This is a genomic window from Streptomyces ficellus (assembly GCF_009739905.1).
Classification (GTDB): Bacteria; Actinomycetota; Actinomycetes; order Streptomycetales; family Streptomycetaceae; genus Streptomyces; species Streptomyces ficellus_A.
On sequence record NZ_CP034279.1, the window covers coordinates 146917 to 163176 of the forward strand.

A 16260-nucleotide genomic window follows, 5' to 3' on the forward strand; every position below is an offset into this window, starting at 1 on the left:
GTCCTCATCCGCTCGGGTGCCGTCAGGTCGTTCGTACGAGAGGCACATGCTAGAGAGAGTCGGCGCGCCGGTATGAGGAATGGCCGTAACAGTGCCCGGTGAGGACTTCTTTCGGCCATCGTGTCAGCGCATGACACCTTCGGTGGAGTCGTGCCAGCGTTCGAGCCGGCGTTGCAGCACCTGGAGCGCCTGGCGCTGGCGGCCGGGTACGCGGCGGCGGAGCGCGATCAGGGCGGGGGCCAGGGTGCGGGCGGTCCGCGCGTCGCGGAGCTGCTCCCACTGGTGGTGGGCCCGGTCGACGGCGCCCTCGACCTCGGGGTCGTCCAGGGTCTGGCGGCGCGCCAGCCTGGCCTCCGCGGCGACCATCCACAGCCGGCAGCTGGCCGCCGGGTCACGGGCCAGGCGGGCGAGGTCGGCCCGGACCTCGAGCCAGTGGATCGCCTGCGGCGAGGCGGAGCCGTAGGTGAGGTGGGCGTGCTGTTCCCAGGCGGCGGCGGCCGCGGCCGCCTCGCCGTGCCGGCCCGCCCCTGCGGCGGCGAGGATCGACGGGAGCGGGTCGCCGTCCCTGTCCGGCCCACCCGGCTCCTGCCCACCCGGCTCCTGTCGTGCGGCCGGGACGCCGGGCGCGCCCGGCGCCGGAGCGAAGTCGGTGGCGAACAGCAGCGCCCGGTCCGCCGGGCCCGCCTGGGCGAGGGCCTGTTCGTGCAGCTCGGCGAGGTGCGGGCGGGCCCCGCTGCGCCAGATGCCGGCGCAGGCCTTGAGGTAGTCGGGGCTCGCCAGGGCGCGGCGGCCCGGCGGCGGGACGACACGGCCGTAGACCCGAACCCCGTGGCAGAGGGCCAGGAGGCCCCGGTCGGTGGCCAGTTGCCGCCAGGTCGGGTCGTCGGCGACCAGGTCGAGGACGACCGTCGTCGTGCCCGGCCGGCGCAGCTTCAGCTCGCCGGCGATCCAGTGCCACGGCAGGGCGGTGTAGCGGAGGGTGGAGGGTGACGTGCGCGCGAGGGCCAGGTGCGGCAGGCGCTGCCGGTGGTCGAGGTGGAGCTGGCCGGCGACGCAGAGCCAGAGCGGTCCGGGGGTGGCGACGGCGGCGCGGAGGCGGGTGAGGACGGCCTGCGGGTCGAGCGGGTCCGCCAGCTCGACGAGTGTCGCGGCCGGGGTGCCGGTCAGCGCGCCCGGCGGCACCGCGGCGAGCGCCGGCAGCATGCCCACCGCGTCGATCAGTCGTCCCTTGCCGACGGGGGCGGCCGCCAGCAGCAGCGCCGTCCCGGCCGTGTCCTCCCTGTTCACCACAGCAGCACCGTATCCGCTCTACGGGGTGGCGGGCCGCACCGGGTGGCGGGGAGGGAGGCGGTGGAGCCGTACGTCGGTCAGCCGGCCGCCGGTGACGACGGCGGTCAGGTAGGTGCAGTGGGGCTGGCGGCGGCGGTCGGTGGGCGAGCCGGGGTTGAGCAGCCGCAGGCCTCCGGGCGCGGTGCTGTCCCAGGGGATGTGGCTGTGGCCGAACACCAGGACGTCCAGGTCGGGGAACCGCTCCTCGCACCGGCGTTCGCGGCCTTGCGCGGGACCCGTCTCGTGGACGATCCCGAACCGCAGGCCGCCGAGCCGGGCGCGGGCCACCTCGGGCAGCCGGGCGCGGAGTTCGGGTCCGTCGTTGTTGCCGTACACCGCCAGGAGCCGTGCGGCGCGGGCCTCGAGCAGGTCGAGGGTCGCGGCGTCCACCCAGTCGCCGGCGTGGAGGACCACGTCGGCGGCGTCGACGGCCGCGAGGAGTTCGTCGGGGAGCCGTTTGGCGCGTTTGGGCAGATGGGTGTCGGAGGTCAGGAGGAGTCGCAGGTCGTGGGTCGCCTTCACCCCTCAATGGTGCGGGTGGCGGGGCGGCAGGCCGAAGCGGGCGCGCCACGAGCCGGGGGCGGGGTGGGCCCGCCAGCCCCGGTCCCAGTGCGCGCGGTGCACCGGGGTGCGGGGGGTGCCGCGGGCGCCGGGGCCTTCCGTCGGGGTGCGGCAGGCGAGTGCGGTCAGCACGGCGGTGAGGGCCGCGACCTCGGTCGGGGTCGGGCGGCCGTGGACGATGCGGAGATGGAGGGGCATTGCCTCATGCTCCGCCGCCGCTGCCCGCCGGAGCATCCGCTGCTCCCCCGTCCGGGCGAACGCCGGGGCCCGCCGGACGCCCGTTCCCGGGGTCGGCGCAACGCGCGGCGATGGCGCGGAGCCGGTGCATGTGGTCCGTCCGGGTTCCGGCGCGGCGCCACCGGGTTCCCGCCCCGGCGGGCGGTGCGGGGCGCGGGGCCGGAGGCCGCCGGCCGGCGGGGGCGCCGGCGGTGGGCGCGCGGAGGGTGTCCCGTCACCGGTTCGCCGTAACCGCGGGGGGCTTCTTCGCCGCGCGCGACGATCGCCCGTCCCGGATCCTTTGAGTGCAAACGCGACGAAAGGGCTTACGTCATGGCCACGTTGTGCAGACCCGCGGTCTCCGTCCCCGAGCACGTGATCACCATGCAGCAGACGCTCGACCTGGCGCGGACCATTCACGCGGACCACCCCCAGCTCCCGCTCGCCCTCCGGCTGATGGAGAACACCGGTGTCCAGAAGCGACACCTGCTGCGGCCGATCGAGGAGACGCTGCGGCACGAGGGCTTCGAGATACGCAACCGGATATACGAGACCGAGGCCAAGGCCCGGGTGCCGGCCGTCATCGAGCAGGCCCTGAAGGACGCCGATCTCCGCGCCGCGGACATCGACGTGATCATCTACGTGTCGTGCACCGGCTTCATGATGCCGTCGCTCACGGCCTGGCTGATCAACACCATGGGCTTCCGCAGCGACACCCGCCAGGTGCCCATCGCCCAGCTCGGCTGCGCGGCGGGCGGCGCGGCGATCAACCGGGCGCACGACTTCTGCACCGCCTACCCGGAGGCGAACGCGCTCATCGTGGCCTGCGAGTTCTGCTCACTGTGCTACCAGCCGACCGACCTGGGCGTCGGCAACCTGCTGTCCAACGGCCTGTTCGGCGACGGCCTCGCGGCCGCCGTGATGCGGGGCCGGGGCGGTACGGGCGTGACGCTGGAGCGCAACGGCTCCTACCTGGTCCCGGAGACGGAGGACTGGATCGCGTACGACGTACGGTCGACCGGCTTCCACTTCAAGCTCGACAAGCGGGTGCCGGGCACCATGGAACCGCTGGCGCCGGCCCTCAAGGAGCTGGCGGGGCAGCACGGCTGGGACGCCTCCGACCTGGACTTCTACATCATCCACGCGGGTGGCCCGAGGATCCTGGACGACCTGAGCACGTTCCTCGGCGTGCCGGCGGAGGCGTTCCGCTTCAGCCGGGCCACGCTGACCGAGTACGGGAACATCGCCAGCGCCGTCGTCCTGGACGCGCTGCGCCGGCTGTTCGACGAGGGGAGCGCGGAGCACAGCGCCCGCGGTCTGCTCGCGGGGTTCGGTCCCGGCATCACGGCCGAGATGTCGCTCGGCCGCTGGACGGTCTCCGACCGCGTCACCGAACGCCTCGGCTCCCACGTGCTCAAGGACCTGCCCGACCGCGTACCGGTGGAGGAACCGACCCGTGTTGGATGAACCGACGACCACGGCCGCACTGCCCCCGGTGCGCCACTGGCCCGCGCTCGACCTGTTCGGCACGGAGTTCGACCCGGTGCTGGCGGAGTTGATGCGGGAGGGCCCCATCACCCGGATCAAGCTGCCCAACGGCGAGGGCTGGGCCTGGCTCGTGACGCGCTACGACGACGTCAGGGCGGTGACGAACGATCCGCGCTTCAGCCGCAAGCTGGTCGTGGAGAACGACGTCACCCGGCTCGCGCCGCACTTCATCCCGGTGGACGGGGCGGTGGGGTTCGAGGATCCGCCCGACCACACGCGGCTGCGCCGGGCCGTGGCGCCGGCGTTCACCACGCGGGGCGTGGAGCGGCTGCGGGAGCGGTCCCGGGAGCTGCTGGAGGAGCTGGTCGACGAGGTGCTGGCCGACGGCCCGCCGGCCGACTTCACCGAGCGGCTGCTGGGGCCCTTCCCGCTGGCCGTGGTGTGCGAGCTGATGGGCGTCCCGCCGATCGACCGGCCGCGGATGCACGAGTGGACGAATCTGATCCTCTCCTCGGCCCACGGGGTCGAGCGCAGCCAGCGCGCCAAGGAGGACATGTGCTCCTACTTCGCCGATCTGCTGAGCCAGCCGCGTGACGGCGACGACGAGGAGAGTGTCGTCGGCCTGCTCGGGGCCGCCGTGGCGAACGGTGAGATCACCGCGTCCGAGGCGGTGGGGCTGGCGCTGCTGATCCAGATCGGCGGCGAGGCGGTCACCAACAACTGCGGGAACATGCTGTTCCTGCTGCTCACCCACCCCGAGCACCTGGCGCGGCTGCGCGCCGAGCCGGAGGTGCGGCCGCGTGCCATCGACGAGTTGCTGCGGTACATCCCGCACCGCAGCGCGGTCGGTCTGTCGCGGATCGCCGTGGAGGACGTGACGGTGGCGGGGGTGCGGATCCGGGCCGGCGAGCCGGTCTACGTCTCGTACCTGGCGGCGAACCGGGACCCGGATGTGTTCCCGTCCCCGGAGACGCTGGACTTCGACCGGAGCCCGAATCCGCACGTGGCGTTCGGGTACGGGCCGCACTTCTGCGTGGGCGCGATGCTCGCGCGGATGGAGTCGGAACTGCTGGTGGACGCCTTCCTGGACCGGTTCCCGGGTCTGCGTTTCGCCGTTCCGGTCGAGGAGGTGCCGTTCCGGCGCGGCGCGCTGATCCGCGGGCCGAAGTCCCTCCCGGTGGCCTGGTGACCGCGCATCAGGGGGTGCCGGCCGGGCTGCTGGCCGACGCCCCCGACGGTCTCCTGGTGCCGACCGGCCACGGCCGTACGCTGCGTTCGCCCGCGCACGAGGTCACCTTCAAGGTGACCGGCGAGCACTCGCGGGCGGCGTCGAGCTTCGAGGTGGTGGTGCCGCCCGGTTTCGACGTGGGCGCCCATGTGCACGCCCGGAGCGAGGAGCTGTTCTACGTCCTGGAGGGGGAGCTGGACGTCCTGGCGTTCGAGCCGCGGGTGCGGACGGGCGACGACTGGCGGCACTGGGAGTCGCCGTCCGGCCGGCGCACGGTCCGTGCCACCCCCGGCACGGTGATCGTGGTCCCGCCGGGCTGTCCGCACGCTTTCGCCAACCGTACGGACAGCCCCGCGAAGATGTTCTTCCAGGCGTCGCCGCCGCCGGACCACGAACGGTACTTCGAGGAGCTGATCGAGATCCTCGACCGGGGCGGGCCCCCGGACCACGCGGCGATCGCCGCGCTGCGCGACCGCTACGACATCGAGCAGCTGACGCCGCTGCGGCACGACGCGGACCGGGAGCCCTGAGCGGAGGCGAACTCCCTCACGCCGCGGCGGGGAAGCGGTCCCAGACGCGGTGGCGGCCCAGGAGCCGGGTGATCTCGGCGAGGACGCCCTCGCCGCTGTCGCCGCTCACCACGCCGGGTGCGCCGGCGGGCACGCCCGCGGCCTCCAGGACGCTGTCGGCGCCCGCCCAGCCGCCGATGGCCTTGGCGTGCCGGTACGCCTCGGACAGCATCAGCAGGAGCCGGGGGTCGAGGGCGGTGGCCGCCTGCCCGGCGTCGCCTGCCTTGGCGTCCCGCGCGCCGTAGGCGTCGGCGCCCGGCGCGGGCACCCCGGCGAGGATCAGGGCGTCGAACTCGATCGAGCGCGCCGTGGCGAAGGTGCGCTGCACGGTGACCGGGTCGGCGCCGCCCGCTCCGAGCTTCCCGCCCGCCGGGGCGATGACGAGGGGGACCATGCCCGCGTCAACGACGGTCTGACGGAGGGTCCGTACGGCGTCGAGGTCGCTGGTGTCGTCGGCGACGATCCCGATGACGCGGCCGTCGGCGGGCCACTCCTGGCCGACCTGGGACAGCGCGGGGCTCGGCCGGACGTCGGCGAGCGGCCCCGTGGGTTCGGGCGCGGGGAGCCCGAGGCCCTCGGCGACCCGTGCGCACAGTTCGGCGTCGATGTGGGCGAGCGCCCGGAGCTGGCGTTCCTTGATGGCGTTGTCGTAGACCTTGCCGAGCTCGAAGGTGTACGCGGTGATGATGTGCTCGCGCTCGACCGGGCTCATGCTGAGCCAGAACAGCCGGGCCTGGCTGAAGTGGTCGTCGAAGCTGGCGGGTGCCTCGCGGACCTTGCGGGAGGCGGGCAGTTCCACCGGGGTCTCGATGAACGCCGCGGTGTCGGCGCCGGCGAAGAAGGGGCAGCCGCCGTCGAGCGAGTTCGGCTTGTAGGGGGCGACGCCGCTGTGCACGGCCTGCTGGTGGAAGCCGTCGCGGAGCATGTCGTTGACGGGGGCGTGCGGCCGGTTGATGGGGATCTGGTGGAAGTTGGGGCCGGCCAGCCGGGTGATCTGGGTGTCCAGGTAGGAGAAGAGGCGTCCGGCGAGCAGCGGGTCGTCGGTGACGTCGATGCCGGGGACGAGGTGGCCGACGTGGAAGGCGACCTGTTCGGTCTCGGCGAAGAAGTTGCTGGGGTTGCGGTTGAGGGTGAGGAGGCCGATGGGCCGGACCGGCGCGAGCTCCTCGGGGACGATCTTCGTGGGGTCCAGCAGGTCGATTCCCTCGAAGGTCTGCTCGGGGGTGTCGGGGAAGGTCTGGATGCCCAGTTCCCACTGGGGGTGCGCGCCGGCCTCGATGGCGTCGGCGAGGTCGCGGCGGTGGAAGTCGGGGTCGACACCGCCGGTGATCTGCGCCTCCTCCCAGAGCTGGGAGTGCACGCCGAGCTTGGGCTTCCAGTGGAACTTGACCAGGGTGGTGGCGCCCTCCGCGTTGACGAGGCGGAAGGTGTGGACGCCGAAGCCCTCCATGGTGCGGTACGAGCGGGGGATGCCCCGGTCGGACATGTTCCACATGGTGTGGTGCTGGGCCTCGGTGTGCAGGGAGACGAAGTCCCAGAAGGTGTCGTGGGCGCTCTGGGCCTGCGGGATCTCCCGGTCGGGGTGCGGCTTGCCGGCGTGGATGACGTCGGGGAACTTGATGGCGTCCTGGATGAAGAAGACCGGGATGTTGTTGCCGACGAGGTCGAAGACGCCCTCCTCGGTGTAGAACTTCGTGGCGAAGCCCCGGGTGTCGCGGACGGTGTCGGCGGAGCCGCGCGAGCCGAGCACGGTGGAGAACCGTACGAAGACCGGTGTCTCGGTGCCCTTGCGCAGGAAGGCCGCCTTGGTGACGCCCTCGGCGGTGCCGTACGCCTGGAAGACGCCGTGGGCACCGGCGCCCCGGGCGTGGACGACGCGCTCCGGGATGCGCTCGTGGTCGAAGTGCATGATCTTCTCGCGCAGGTGGTGGTCCTGGAGGAGGACCGGGCCGCGGGGGCCCGCCTTGAGCGAGTGGTCGGTGTCGTACAGCCGGGCGCCCTGGGCGGTGGTGAGGTAGGGCCCGTCCTGGGCGCGGGACTGCGGCGGGTTGCCGGTGTGGCGGCCGGTGGGCGAGTACGGGGCCGGCTCGCCCTGGTCCGGCTTGGGCGGCAGGGGCCCGCGCGCCTCGGTGGGTTCCTCGACCTGGGCGGGCTCGGGGGCGGGCGCGCCGGGGACGCCTTCGGCGGGGCCGCCGTCCTGGAGGGCCTCGGTCAGCTTCTGCGCGGCGGCCTTGAGCGGTTTGGGGTTGGGCATGGTTCCTCCGTGCTCGGGACTGGGACTCCTCAGCCATGACCCTCGCGGGGCGGCGCGTAACGAAGTCGCCGGAGACGTCCGTCCATCGGCACACACCGGCTCGGTGGCGGGATCCGCCGGTCCGCGTGGGGTCATGGCGCCCTGGTACCCCCAGGTCGTTGTGGGAACCACGGAGTTTTGTGCCGGATTCGGCCGGGGCGTCCGGGCGGGTCAGCGCTCCAGTTCCTGGTGCGCGGTCTCGGGCAGCCGCAGGTACACGAGGGCGGACACCAGGCACACCGCGGAGACGTACCAGGGGAACAGGCCCGGGTGGTCCAGGTCCGTGAACAGGGTGCCGACGTAGGGCGCCGTCCCGCCGAAGAGGGCGACGGTCAGGGAGTACGGGAAGCCGATGCCCGCGGCGCGCACGCGCGCGGGGAAGATCTCCGCGTTGACGGCGGCCGAGATCGAGGTGAAGCCGGTCAGGAGGACCATGCCCGCGCACTGGACCAGCAGCAGCGAGGCGAAGGAGTCCCCGATGGTGTGCAGCAGGGGTACGGCGAGCAGGGCGAAGCCCGCGCCGAAGAACAGCAGCGGCGGTTTGCGGCCGAAGCGGTCCGACAGCAGCCCGCCGAGCGGCTGGAGCAGGGCGAAGAAGCCGAGCGAGAGCGTACCGGCGAGCAGGGCGTCGGCCTTGTCGATCCCGGCGTTGAGTTCGGCGTACGTGGGCAGGTAGGAGGTCCACGTGTAGTAGGCGATGGTGCCGCCGGCCGTGATGCCGCAGATCAGCAGCGACTCGCGCGGGTGGTGGCGCAGCGCGTCGAGGAGCCGGGGGCGGGGCCGTCCGGCGTGCTCACCCGTGGGTTCGAGGGTCTCCTGGGCGCCGCGCCGGATCCAGAAGCCGACGAGGCTGAGCGCCGCTCCCGCGAGGAACGGGACGCGCCACCCCCAGCTTTCCATCTGCCCCTCCCCCAGGTTGCTGACCAGGGCGGCGGCGACGCCGGAGGCGGTGAGCTGGCCGATGGTGGTGGAGACGTACTGGAAGCTGGAGAACAGGCCGCGCCTGCCCGGTCCGGCCGATTCGACCAGGAACGTGGTGGAGGCGGCGAACTCCCCGCCCACGGAGAGGCCTTGCAGGAGCCGGGCGGCCACGAGCACCACGGGCGCGAGCACTCCCGCCGCGGCGTACGTCGGTGTCAGCCCGACGAGGAGGCTGCTGCCGCCCATGAGCAGGATGGTGACCGTCAGGGCGGCGCGCCGGCCGTGCCGGTCGGCGACGGCGCCCATCAGCAGTCCGCCGACGGGCCGCATGAAGAACCCGACCGCGAAGACGGCGAAGGTGGACAGCAGGGGGACGAGGGAGTTCCCGCTGCTCTCGGGAAAGACCTGGCCGGCGATGTAGGTGGCGAGGAAGGTGTAGGCGTACCAGTCGTACCACTCGACCGCGTTGCCCACGGAGGCGGCGAGCAGCTGCCGGGCCGGCCGGCGTACGGGGACGGATGTCTCTGTCATGATCACGGCCCTCCCCATGCCGTCCGGCTCGCACACATGTCCGGTGTCACGTGTTCGTGAAGTCCGCGGCGGGGTGTCCCGCGCCGCCCGCCCACCGGGCCTCCGGGAGGCCGCCGGGAGCCGGACAGGGCAGAATCGGGGATTCCAGCAGTCCGGCAGCGCCGTGGGAGAGGTACACGACGTGGACGACAGCCGCAGTCCGGGAGGGAGCCGGAGGGTTCGCGGGGGGCCCGGTGGCCGTTTCGACCCGCTGCGGGCAGCACGTGCCCTGCGGCGGACCGTGGCCGCGGTCGGTTCCATGACCGCCGCCCGCTCCCGGCTGGACTGGCTCAACGAGGCCGGCAACCTGATCGGCACCACCCTGGACCTGGGGACGACCGCTCAGGAGCTCGCCGACTTCACCGTCCCCAGGATGGCGGACGGCGCGGCGGTGGATCTCCTGGAGTCGGTGCTGCGGGGCGGCGAGGGCGACCGGGCGGGCGGCGGCGGCGTGCCCCTGACCCGCGCCATGGCGGTGTCGGCGATCGACCGGCTGCGGCGGCTGGAACCGGATCCGGTGGGCGACCTGTCGACGATCCACCCGACGCCCAAGTTCGTCTACCAGTGCCTGACGGCACGCCGTCCCGTGCTGGTGAGCCGGATCGCGGCGGACCAGTTCGAGTCCATCGCCCCGACGCCCCGCGCCGCGCGCCTCATGCGACGCGCCGGCGTGCACAGCTACATGGCCGTTCCGCTCATCGCCCGCGGGGTGCTGCTGGGGGCCGCCGACTTCGTACGCGCCGGGAACAGGGCCCCCTTCACCCCCACCGATCTGGCGCTGGCCTGGGAGCTGGCGTCCAAGGCCGCGGTGTACGTCGACAACGCCCGCCTCTACAGCCGTGAGCGCGAAACGGTCCTGACGCTCCAGCGCGCCCTGCTGCCCCGGGCCGCGCCCTCCACACCGGGGCTGCACGTGGCGTCCAGCTACCAGCCGGCCGTCGAGCCGAGCGGAGTGGGCGGGGACTGGTTCGACGTCGTGCCCCTGCCCAGCGGCCGTACCGCGCTCGTCGTCGGGGACGTCATGGGTCATGGCCTGGCGGCCGCCGCGACCATGGGCCGGTTGCGTTCGGTCGCCCGTACGCTGCTGGGGCTGGACATCGCCCCGGAACGGGTCCTGGCCCGGCTGGACCTCGCCGCGCGCGACCTGGAGGAGGACCAGGTCGCCACCTGCCTGTGCGCGGTGTACGACCCGGCCGAGCGGACGTTCCGGCTGGCCAGCGCCGGTCACCTGCCGCCGTTGCTGATCGACGGCGCGGGTGAGGCGTCGTTCATGGAGGTGCCGGCGGGCGCGCCCCTGGGGGCCGGGGTCATCCCGTACGATCCGGTGACCCTGGAGGTGCCGGAGCCCGCGCGGCTGATGCTGTACACCGACGGCCTGATCAAGAGCCGGGAAGTCGACATCGAGACGCAGTTGGGCCGGCTGCGCGAGGCGGTCGGAGGCCCGCGGCCCGAGCTGTCGCTGAGCTGCGACGTGACGTCGACGAGGTTCGTCGGGGAGGGCGGCACACCGTTCGACGACGCCGTCGTCCTCGTCGCGGAGGCCCGGCCCCTGCCGGACGGCGAGCTGCACGTGTGGCCCCTGCCGTCGGACGGGTCGGCCGCCGGGGAGGCCCGGCGCCTGGTGCGGAGCCAGCTGGAGCGCTGGTCGCTGCCCGACCTGGTGGACGTCACGGAGCTGGTCGTCAGCGAGCTCGTCGGCAACGCCCTGCGGTACGGGGGCGGCCCGGACCGGCTCAGGCTCATCCGGCACGAACGGCTGTGCGTGGAGGTGTCGGACTCCGGTCCCGACCTGCCGCAGATCCAGCACGCGCCGCTGAGCGCCGAGGGCGGCCGGGGACTGCAACTGATCAACATGCTCTGTCGCCGCTGGGGGTCGTGCCGGACGCCGACGGGCAAGGTCGTCTGGGCGGAACAGGACATCGCCGGACCGGCCGGTCCGGAGGTCGCCGGACTGGCCGACCTGTAGGTCACCACGGCCGGCGGGGGGCCGGTTCCGGGAGCGGCGGACGTCTCATTACGATCATCCGGTCATCCCTCGAACGCCGTACGCCGCGCGGTGAACACCGCACGTCGCAGGCCGTGAACGCCCTACGCCCAAGGAGCCGCGCCCGTGTCCTCCCTCACCACGCCCACGCCGGCCGGCGCCCGTCTGGTGCGGGTGGAGGGCTGGGCGCGCGACGAGGACGGGGAGCGGCTGCACGGTCTGCTCTGGCGTGCGGGGCCGGGCTGGCGGATGGTGAGCAGCGCGGTGCTGGGCGGTGGGATCGCCGAGCGGGCCTGGGTCCTGAACGCCCAGGTGGCCCACGGTTACCGGCGCATGGACCCGGCCGCCCACCTGGCCGCCCTCGCACGGACGGCCGGCGCCGAGGGGGCGGGGGTGGGGATGATGACGGCCGCCGATGTGCGGGGTTTCGCCCACGGGGCCGACGAGGGCGCGGAGGCGCTGGTGACCGCGGGTCTGGGGGTCACCGGCTGGGCCGCTTCGCCGGCCCGGGGGTACTCGGGGCCTCCCCCGGCGGGGACGATAAACATCATCGGTTGTGTACCGGTCCCGCTGAGCGACGCCGCTCTGGTGAACGCCGTCGCCACGGTGACCGAGGCCAAGGTCCAGGCGCTGCTGGACGCCGGTCACGACTGCTCCGGCACGCCGACCGACGCCGTCTGCGTCGCCGCGCCCGTGCCGGGGGCCGGCCGGGAGACGCAGGCCTTCGCGGGGCCGCGCTCCGTGTGGGGTGCCCGGCTGGCACGCGCCGTCCACCGGGCCGTTCTCACGGCGGCGCTCCCTCCCGCACTCCCCCGCTCACGGTCCGGCGTCTGACCGGCCGCCCGCGCGTTGCGCCGGCGCGCGGAGGGCCCGAGCGGACGCGGAAGGCCCCGGCGCACGGGCGCCGGGGCCTTCCTGGTCGAGCGGGTCGGTCTGCTTCACGCCATGGGGCCGGGGCCTCCACGGGCGCGGGTACGGCCGGAACGGCGGCCGGACATCGCCGACCCGGTCATCGCCAGGCCGAGGAGCAGGGCCACGGCGCCGACGATCACGTTGCAGACCACACTGCGGGTCGTGTCGACGTTGCCCGCGACGACCCAGGGAGACACGATCGTCCATGCGCCGATGGCGCACGCCGACCAGGCCATGGCGTGGGTCCGCTCGTATGCCGAGCCGAACCCGCCCATGCACAGGGCGTAGGCGACACCGGTGATCAGGTTGCACACGGCGAGGGCCGTGAGGCCGCTGAAGCCGACGATCCATGGCGAGGCCGCCAGGAAGAGACCCGTGAGGAGGCCGAGGGTCTCGATCGCCTGGCCACGGGGGGTGCTGGTCGCCCGTTCGAACCGAGACCGCATCTCGGCGAGATCGGGGTGTTGCTCGATGCTCGGGTGGGTGGTCATTGCGGGCCCGCCTCCTGTGGAAGACTTTATCTGCCCTTTATTCAACATATAACTACCGATCCGGCCCTTCGGTCAATAGGGGAATTACGGGCATACGTCGCGCTGACGACAACCGTCACCCGACACTTCTGCGGCCCCACTTCGTTGCTCACCGGCAGGACCGTGAACGACGCGGCGCTCACCGGACGCAACGCATCACGGGACGCAACGCATCACCGACCGAGAGGGGAACCATGTACCTCCGTGCCACCGCCGTGGCCGCGGCCACCGGCGTGCTGCTCGCCGCCGGGGCCGCCACCGCCGTCGCGGCCGGACACGAAACCGCTCCCGGTACGGACGGCCGTACCGGGAGCGGCGGTGTCGCCGTCGTCAAGAACGACCGGCTGACACCGTCATCCGTCGTGCGCTACGTGCTGGACGCGGACGAGGCCTGAGCCGGGACCTCTTCGGGGTGCAGCATCCGCACCGGTTCGGTGCCGGCGTCGTTGTGACGCAGCGCCCAGTTCTCCAGGGCGACGCGGCACGCGTGGTCGAGGTGGCGCAGCCCGGAGAGGTCGAGCTCGATGGGCTTGTCCTTCGGGAGGTTCTCCAGCTCCTCCAGGATCCTGGGCAGCCGGAGGAAGGTCGCGTTGCCGGTGATGGTCGCGACCAGGCGGCCGCCGGTGAGTTCCCGCACCTCGACGTGGAGGTGGGACGTCTCCCAGGCGGTCTTGCACACCGCGAGCAGCAGGCCCAGCAGGACGCCCTCGAAGAGGTTGGTGACCAGGATGGCCACCGCCGTGACGACGAGGATCACGGCCTCGCCGCGGTGGTCGCGCCACAGCGGGAGCAGGTCCTTGACGGGTATGAGCTTGCAGCCGGCGTGCACCAGGACGCCGGCGAGCGCGGCGAGCGGGATGACGCCGATCGCGGCGGGCAGCAGTGCGGCGAACAGCAGCAGCCACACTCCGTGCAGGACGCGCGAGAGTGACGTGCGTGCCCCGGCCTGTACGTTGGCGGCGCTGCGGACGATGACGGCCGTCATGGGCAGGGCGCCGAGCGCCCCGCAGACGGTGTTGCCGATGCCCTGGGCCATCAGCTCCTTGTCGTAGTCGGTGCGCGGCCCGTCGTGCATGCGGTCGACGGCGGCCGCGCTGAACAGGGACTCGGCCGAGGCGATGAGCGTGAAGGCGAGGACGGTGCCGAGCGCCGCCACGGTGGCGAGCCCGCCGAACTCCCCGAGGGAGGGCGGCTGGATCGCCTCGAGCAGGCCCTGGACCTCGACCTTGGCGATGGGCAGGCCGCACAGGGCGGTCACGGCGGTGGCCAGGGCGACGGCCACCAGCGGGCCGGGGACGACCCGGGCGCGGGCCGGAAGGCGTGGCCACAGGACGAGCACGGCGACGGTTCCCGCACCGACGAGGAAGGCGGTGAGGGCCGTACCGCCGGAGAAGAGGGAGCCGGCCAGCGCGGGCAGCCCGGCGAGCTTGCCGAGGCCGCCGGACGGCTGTGCGGTGTCGGCCATCGCGTACACCTGGCCGAGGACGAGGACCAGGCCGATTCCGGCGAGCATGCCCTGGACGACGGCGACGGAGATGGCACGGAACCAGCGGCCGAACCCGAGTGCGCCGAGGAGCAGTTGGAGCAGCCCGGATATGAGCACGATGGCTCCCAGGGCGGCCAGGCCGAATTCCTGGACGGCCTCGTACACCAGGACGGTCAGGCCCGCGGCGGGGCCGCTGACCTGGAGGGAGCTTCCGGGCAGGCAGCCCACGACGATGCCGCCGACGATGCCGGTGATCAGCCCGAGTTCGGCGGGTACGCCGGAGGCGACGGCCACGCCCACGCACAGGGGCAGGGCGACGAGGAAGACGACGAGCGACGCGAGTATGTCGCGGCGCAGCACGGTGCGGTCCTTCAACGGGGAGAACATGAGGGTGGGGTCCCTGGGGATGCGGTCCGCCGCCCCGGCGGGGGCGGCGGACGGACGGAGGGGGGAGGAGAGTGCTCGGCCCCGTCACAGGGGCACGAACTCGCCCTCCGGCTCCGGCCGGTACGCACTCACCGCACCGGTGTCGATCTCGTAGTACCAGGCGTGCAGCGTCAGTTGACCGTCGGCGAGGAGTTCGCGCACGGCGGGGTGGCCGCGGAGCGCGTCGAGCTGCGCCACCGCGTGGCGGCGCACCGCCCCGGCGAGGTCGGGGGCAGCGGGCGGCTCGGGCACGGAGTGGTCGAGCCAGCCGCGCACGGCGGGAAGGGCGGAGAGGTCGTCGCCGCGCACGAGCGCGCCCACGGCTCCGCAGTGGGAGTGCCCGCACACGACGATGTCGCGGACACCGAGGACGCGCACGGCGTACTCGACGGTGGCGGCCTCGGCGCTCGGCCGGGCCTCGTCGTACCGGGGGACCACGTTGCCGGCGGTGCGCAGCTCGAAGAGCTCGCCCGGTCGGGCACCCGTGATGAGTGAGGGGATCACGCGGGAGTCGGAACAGGTGATGAACAGCGCCTGGGGGGACTGTCCGGCGGCGAGATCGCGGAACTCCTGCGGCTGTTGGGCGACGCGGGTCCGGAACGCACGGGCGTTGTCGATCAGGGACTTCATGGCGGCCTGCCTCCTGCGCTCCGGGTTTGGGGCCGGGACGCGGTGTGGTCGGGTCATTGTCGGTTGTCGTGTGGGGGGTGTCGTCGACGACGGCCACGGGGTCTCCGCGGTGCTGCGGAGCACGGCACCGTGGTGGGTGCGACAACGATCATGCACAGCAGCAGCCTTCGTCAACTTTGCCAGAACATTACCTTCAGGTGAAAGGTCCTTTTGAGTCGGCACGCCGGGACGGGCAGGCCGGATCACAGCGCTCCGCGTTGCCGCCATGTTTCGGACGTGTTGCGCGACGGCCACACGAACGTTTCCACGCATGGTGCACGTTTGAACCATTCATCACACACCACAACACCCTGATGAACGAGGGGATCACGGGACCGCTCACGGCGTTTCGGGAATGGGTTCGCGTCAGCGCTTGAATAACTGACCAAACTGAAAAGCGTCGCTGAATGTGCGTCAACAGGGCGGGCACGGCAATGTGACTGCCGCACACCGCACCAAGACGAACCCGAAACGAACCCAAAACGAACGGAAAGGTTTCCTGTCATGCGGACACTGGTAAGGCGCGCCGTCATTTGCGGTCTGGCCACGGCGGGGGTCCTCGGACCCGTGACCGTCCCGGCGGCCGCCGCGGAGGCCGCCGCGCCCGCGCCGCGGCTCTACGCACCCACGGCCCTGGTGCTGACGGTCGCCCAGGGCGAGACCGCCGCCACCGCCGTACCCCTGCGAGCGGTCACGCTCACGTGCAGCCCCAAGGCCGGCGGATCGCACCCGGCGCCCGAACAGGCCTGTGGCGAACTGCGGGCCGCCCGGGGCAGCTTCGACAATCTGGGGGACGACACGGCCCGGCCCTGCGTCAAGATCTGGGACCCGGTCGTCGTCACCGCGCAGGGAATATGGGAAGGCCAGCGCGTCAACTTCGAGAAGACGTACGGCAATTCCTGCATGTTGCAGGCCGAGGGTTCGAGCGTGTTCTCCTTCTGATCCACGGCCCCGCCGGTCCCCGCGCACCGCGAGAGCCGAGGCCCGCACGGTCCACCACGGACCGTGCGGGCCTCGTCGCGTCCATCCGGCTCATCCTGGCTGCGCTCGCGATCGCTCGCGGTCGTATACGACGTGC

The 16260-nt window shown here is 72.9% G+C and carries 15 protein-coding genes; 7 read left to right on the top strand and 8 right to left on the bottom strand.

What is annotated here, in order from left to right; genetic code table 11:
* Positions 1-123: 123 nt before the first annotated feature.
* The 3 genes from EIZ62_RS00725 to EIZ62_RS00735 are packed head-to-tail and all read right to left on the bottom strand — an operon-like array spanning position 124 to position 2088.
* A complete protein-coding gene (locus EIZ62_RS00725) occupies positions 124-1290 on the bottom strand; it encodes a hypothetical protein (RefSeq protein ID WP_156690773.1) in 1167 nt (388 codons plus the stop codon).
* 18 nt (positions 1291-1308) lie between these two features.
* Positions 1309-1833 carry a metallophosphoesterase family protein gene (locus EIZ62_RS00730; RefSeq protein WP_156696121.1) on the bottom strand — a complete coding sequence of 175 codons (525 nt, stop codon included), beginning with the start codon at positions 1831-1833 and terminating at the stop codon, positions 1309-1311.
* Positions 1834-1854: 21 nt separating this feature from the next.
* On the bottom strand, positions 1855-2088 hold the full coding sequence (locus EIZ62_RS00735) for an acyl-CoA carboxylase subunit epsilon (protein WP_167536300.1): 234 nt from the start codon (positions 2086-2088) through the stop codon (positions 1855-1857).
* A 300-nt stretch (positions 2089-2388) separates the two neighbouring features.
* On the opposite strand from EIZ62_RS00735, the gene EIZ62_RS00740 reads away from it, so the two are divergent.
* The 3 genes from EIZ62_RS00740 to EIZ62_RS00750 are packed head-to-tail and all read left to right on the top strand — an operon-like array spanning position 2389 to position 5352.
* Entirely contained in the window at positions 2389-3573 is a 1185-nt protein-coding gene (locus tag EIZ62_RS00740; RefSeq protein ID WP_280117763.1) for a type III polyketide synthase, read from the top strand.
* Positions 3566-4783: a cytochrome P450 gene (locus EIZ62_RS00745; RefSeq protein WP_156696122.1), complete on the top strand. Its 1218-nt coding sequence runs from the start codon at positions 3566-3568 to the stop codon at positions 4781-4783. Before EIZ62_RS00740 ends, EIZ62_RS00745 begins: the two co-directional genes overlap by 8 nt.
* Positions 4780-5352, top strand: a complete 573-nt coding sequence (locus tag EIZ62_RS00750; RefSeq protein ID WP_167536302.1) for a cupin domain-containing protein — start codon at positions 4780-4782, stop codon at positions 5350-5352. Before EIZ62_RS00745 ends, EIZ62_RS00750 begins: the two co-directional genes overlap by 4 nt.
* Before the next feature lie 16 nt (positions 5353-5368).
* Here the strand turns inward: EIZ62_RS00750 and EIZ62_RS00755 are convergent, their stop codons facing one another.
* Entirely contained in the window at positions 5369-7645 is a 2277-nt protein-coding gene (locus EIZ62_RS00755; RefSeq protein ID WP_156690775.1) for a catalase, read from the bottom strand.
* A 210-nt stretch (positions 7646-7855) separates the two neighbouring features.
* Positions 7856-9136 carry an MFS transporter gene (locus EIZ62_RS00760; protein ID WP_167536303.1) on the bottom strand — a complete coding sequence of 427 codons (1281 nt, stop codon included), beginning with the start codon at positions 9134-9136 and terminating at the stop codon, positions 7856-7858.
* A gap of 298 nt (positions 9137-9434) precedes the next feature.
* Here EIZ62_RS00760 and EIZ62_RS00765 point away from each other — a divergent pair, with 298 nt between their 5' ends.
* Both EIZ62_RS00765 and EIZ62_RS00770 read left to right on the top strand, forming a co-directional pair.
* The gene (locus tag EIZ62_RS00765) at positions 9435-11141 is read left to right on the top strand and encodes an ATP-binding SpoIIE family protein phosphatase (protein WP_156690776.1); all 1707 of its coding nucleotides are present in this window, start codon (positions 9435-9437) and stop codon (positions 11139-11141) included.
* A gap of 144 nt (positions 11142-11285) precedes the next feature.
* Positions 11286-11993, top strand: a complete 708-nt coding sequence (locus tag EIZ62_RS00770; protein WP_167536304.1) for an adenosylcobinamide amidohydrolase — start codon at positions 11286-11288, stop codon at positions 11991-11993.
* A gap of 104 nt (positions 11994-12097) precedes the next feature.
* On the opposite strand, the gene EIZ62_RS00775 is transcribed toward EIZ62_RS00770, so the two are convergent.
* Positions 12098-12562, bottom strand: a complete 465-nt coding sequence (locus EIZ62_RS00775) for an SPW repeat protein (RefSeq protein WP_156690777.1) — start codon at positions 12560-12562, stop codon at positions 12098-12100.
* A 233-nt stretch (positions 12563-12795) separates the two neighbouring features.
* Here EIZ62_RS00775 and EIZ62_RS00780 point away from each other — a divergent pair, with 233 nt between their 5' ends.
* The gene (locus tag EIZ62_RS00780; protein WP_156690778.1) at positions 12796-12996 is read left to right on the top strand and encodes a hypothetical protein; all 201 of its coding nucleotides are present in this window, start codon (positions 12796-12798) and stop codon (positions 12994-12996) included.
* Here the strand turns inward: EIZ62_RS00780 and EIZ62_RS00785 are convergent.
* Positions 12969-14474: a SulP family inorganic anion transporter gene (locus EIZ62_RS00785; RefSeq protein ID WP_156690779.1), complete on the bottom strand. Its 1506-nt coding sequence runs from the start codon at positions 14472-14474 to the stop codon at positions 12969-12971. The genes EIZ62_RS00780 and EIZ62_RS00785 overlap by 28 nt on opposite strands.
* Positions 14475-14558: 84 nt before the next feature.
* Positions 14559-15143 carry a carbonic anhydrase gene (locus tag EIZ62_RS00790; RefSeq protein WP_156690780.1) on the bottom strand — a complete coding sequence of 195 codons (585 nt, stop codon included), beginning with the start codon at positions 15141-15143 and terminating at the stop codon, positions 14559-14561.
* A gap of 543 nt (positions 15144-15686) precedes the next feature.
* Here EIZ62_RS00790 and EIZ62_RS00795 point away from each other — a divergent pair.
* Positions 15687-16124: a subtilase-type protease inhibitor gene (locus EIZ62_RS00795; protein WP_156690781.1), complete on the top strand. Its 438-nt coding sequence runs from the start codon at positions 15687-15689 to the stop codon at positions 16122-16124.
* The last annotated feature ends 136 nt before the right edge of the window (positions 16125-16260 follow it).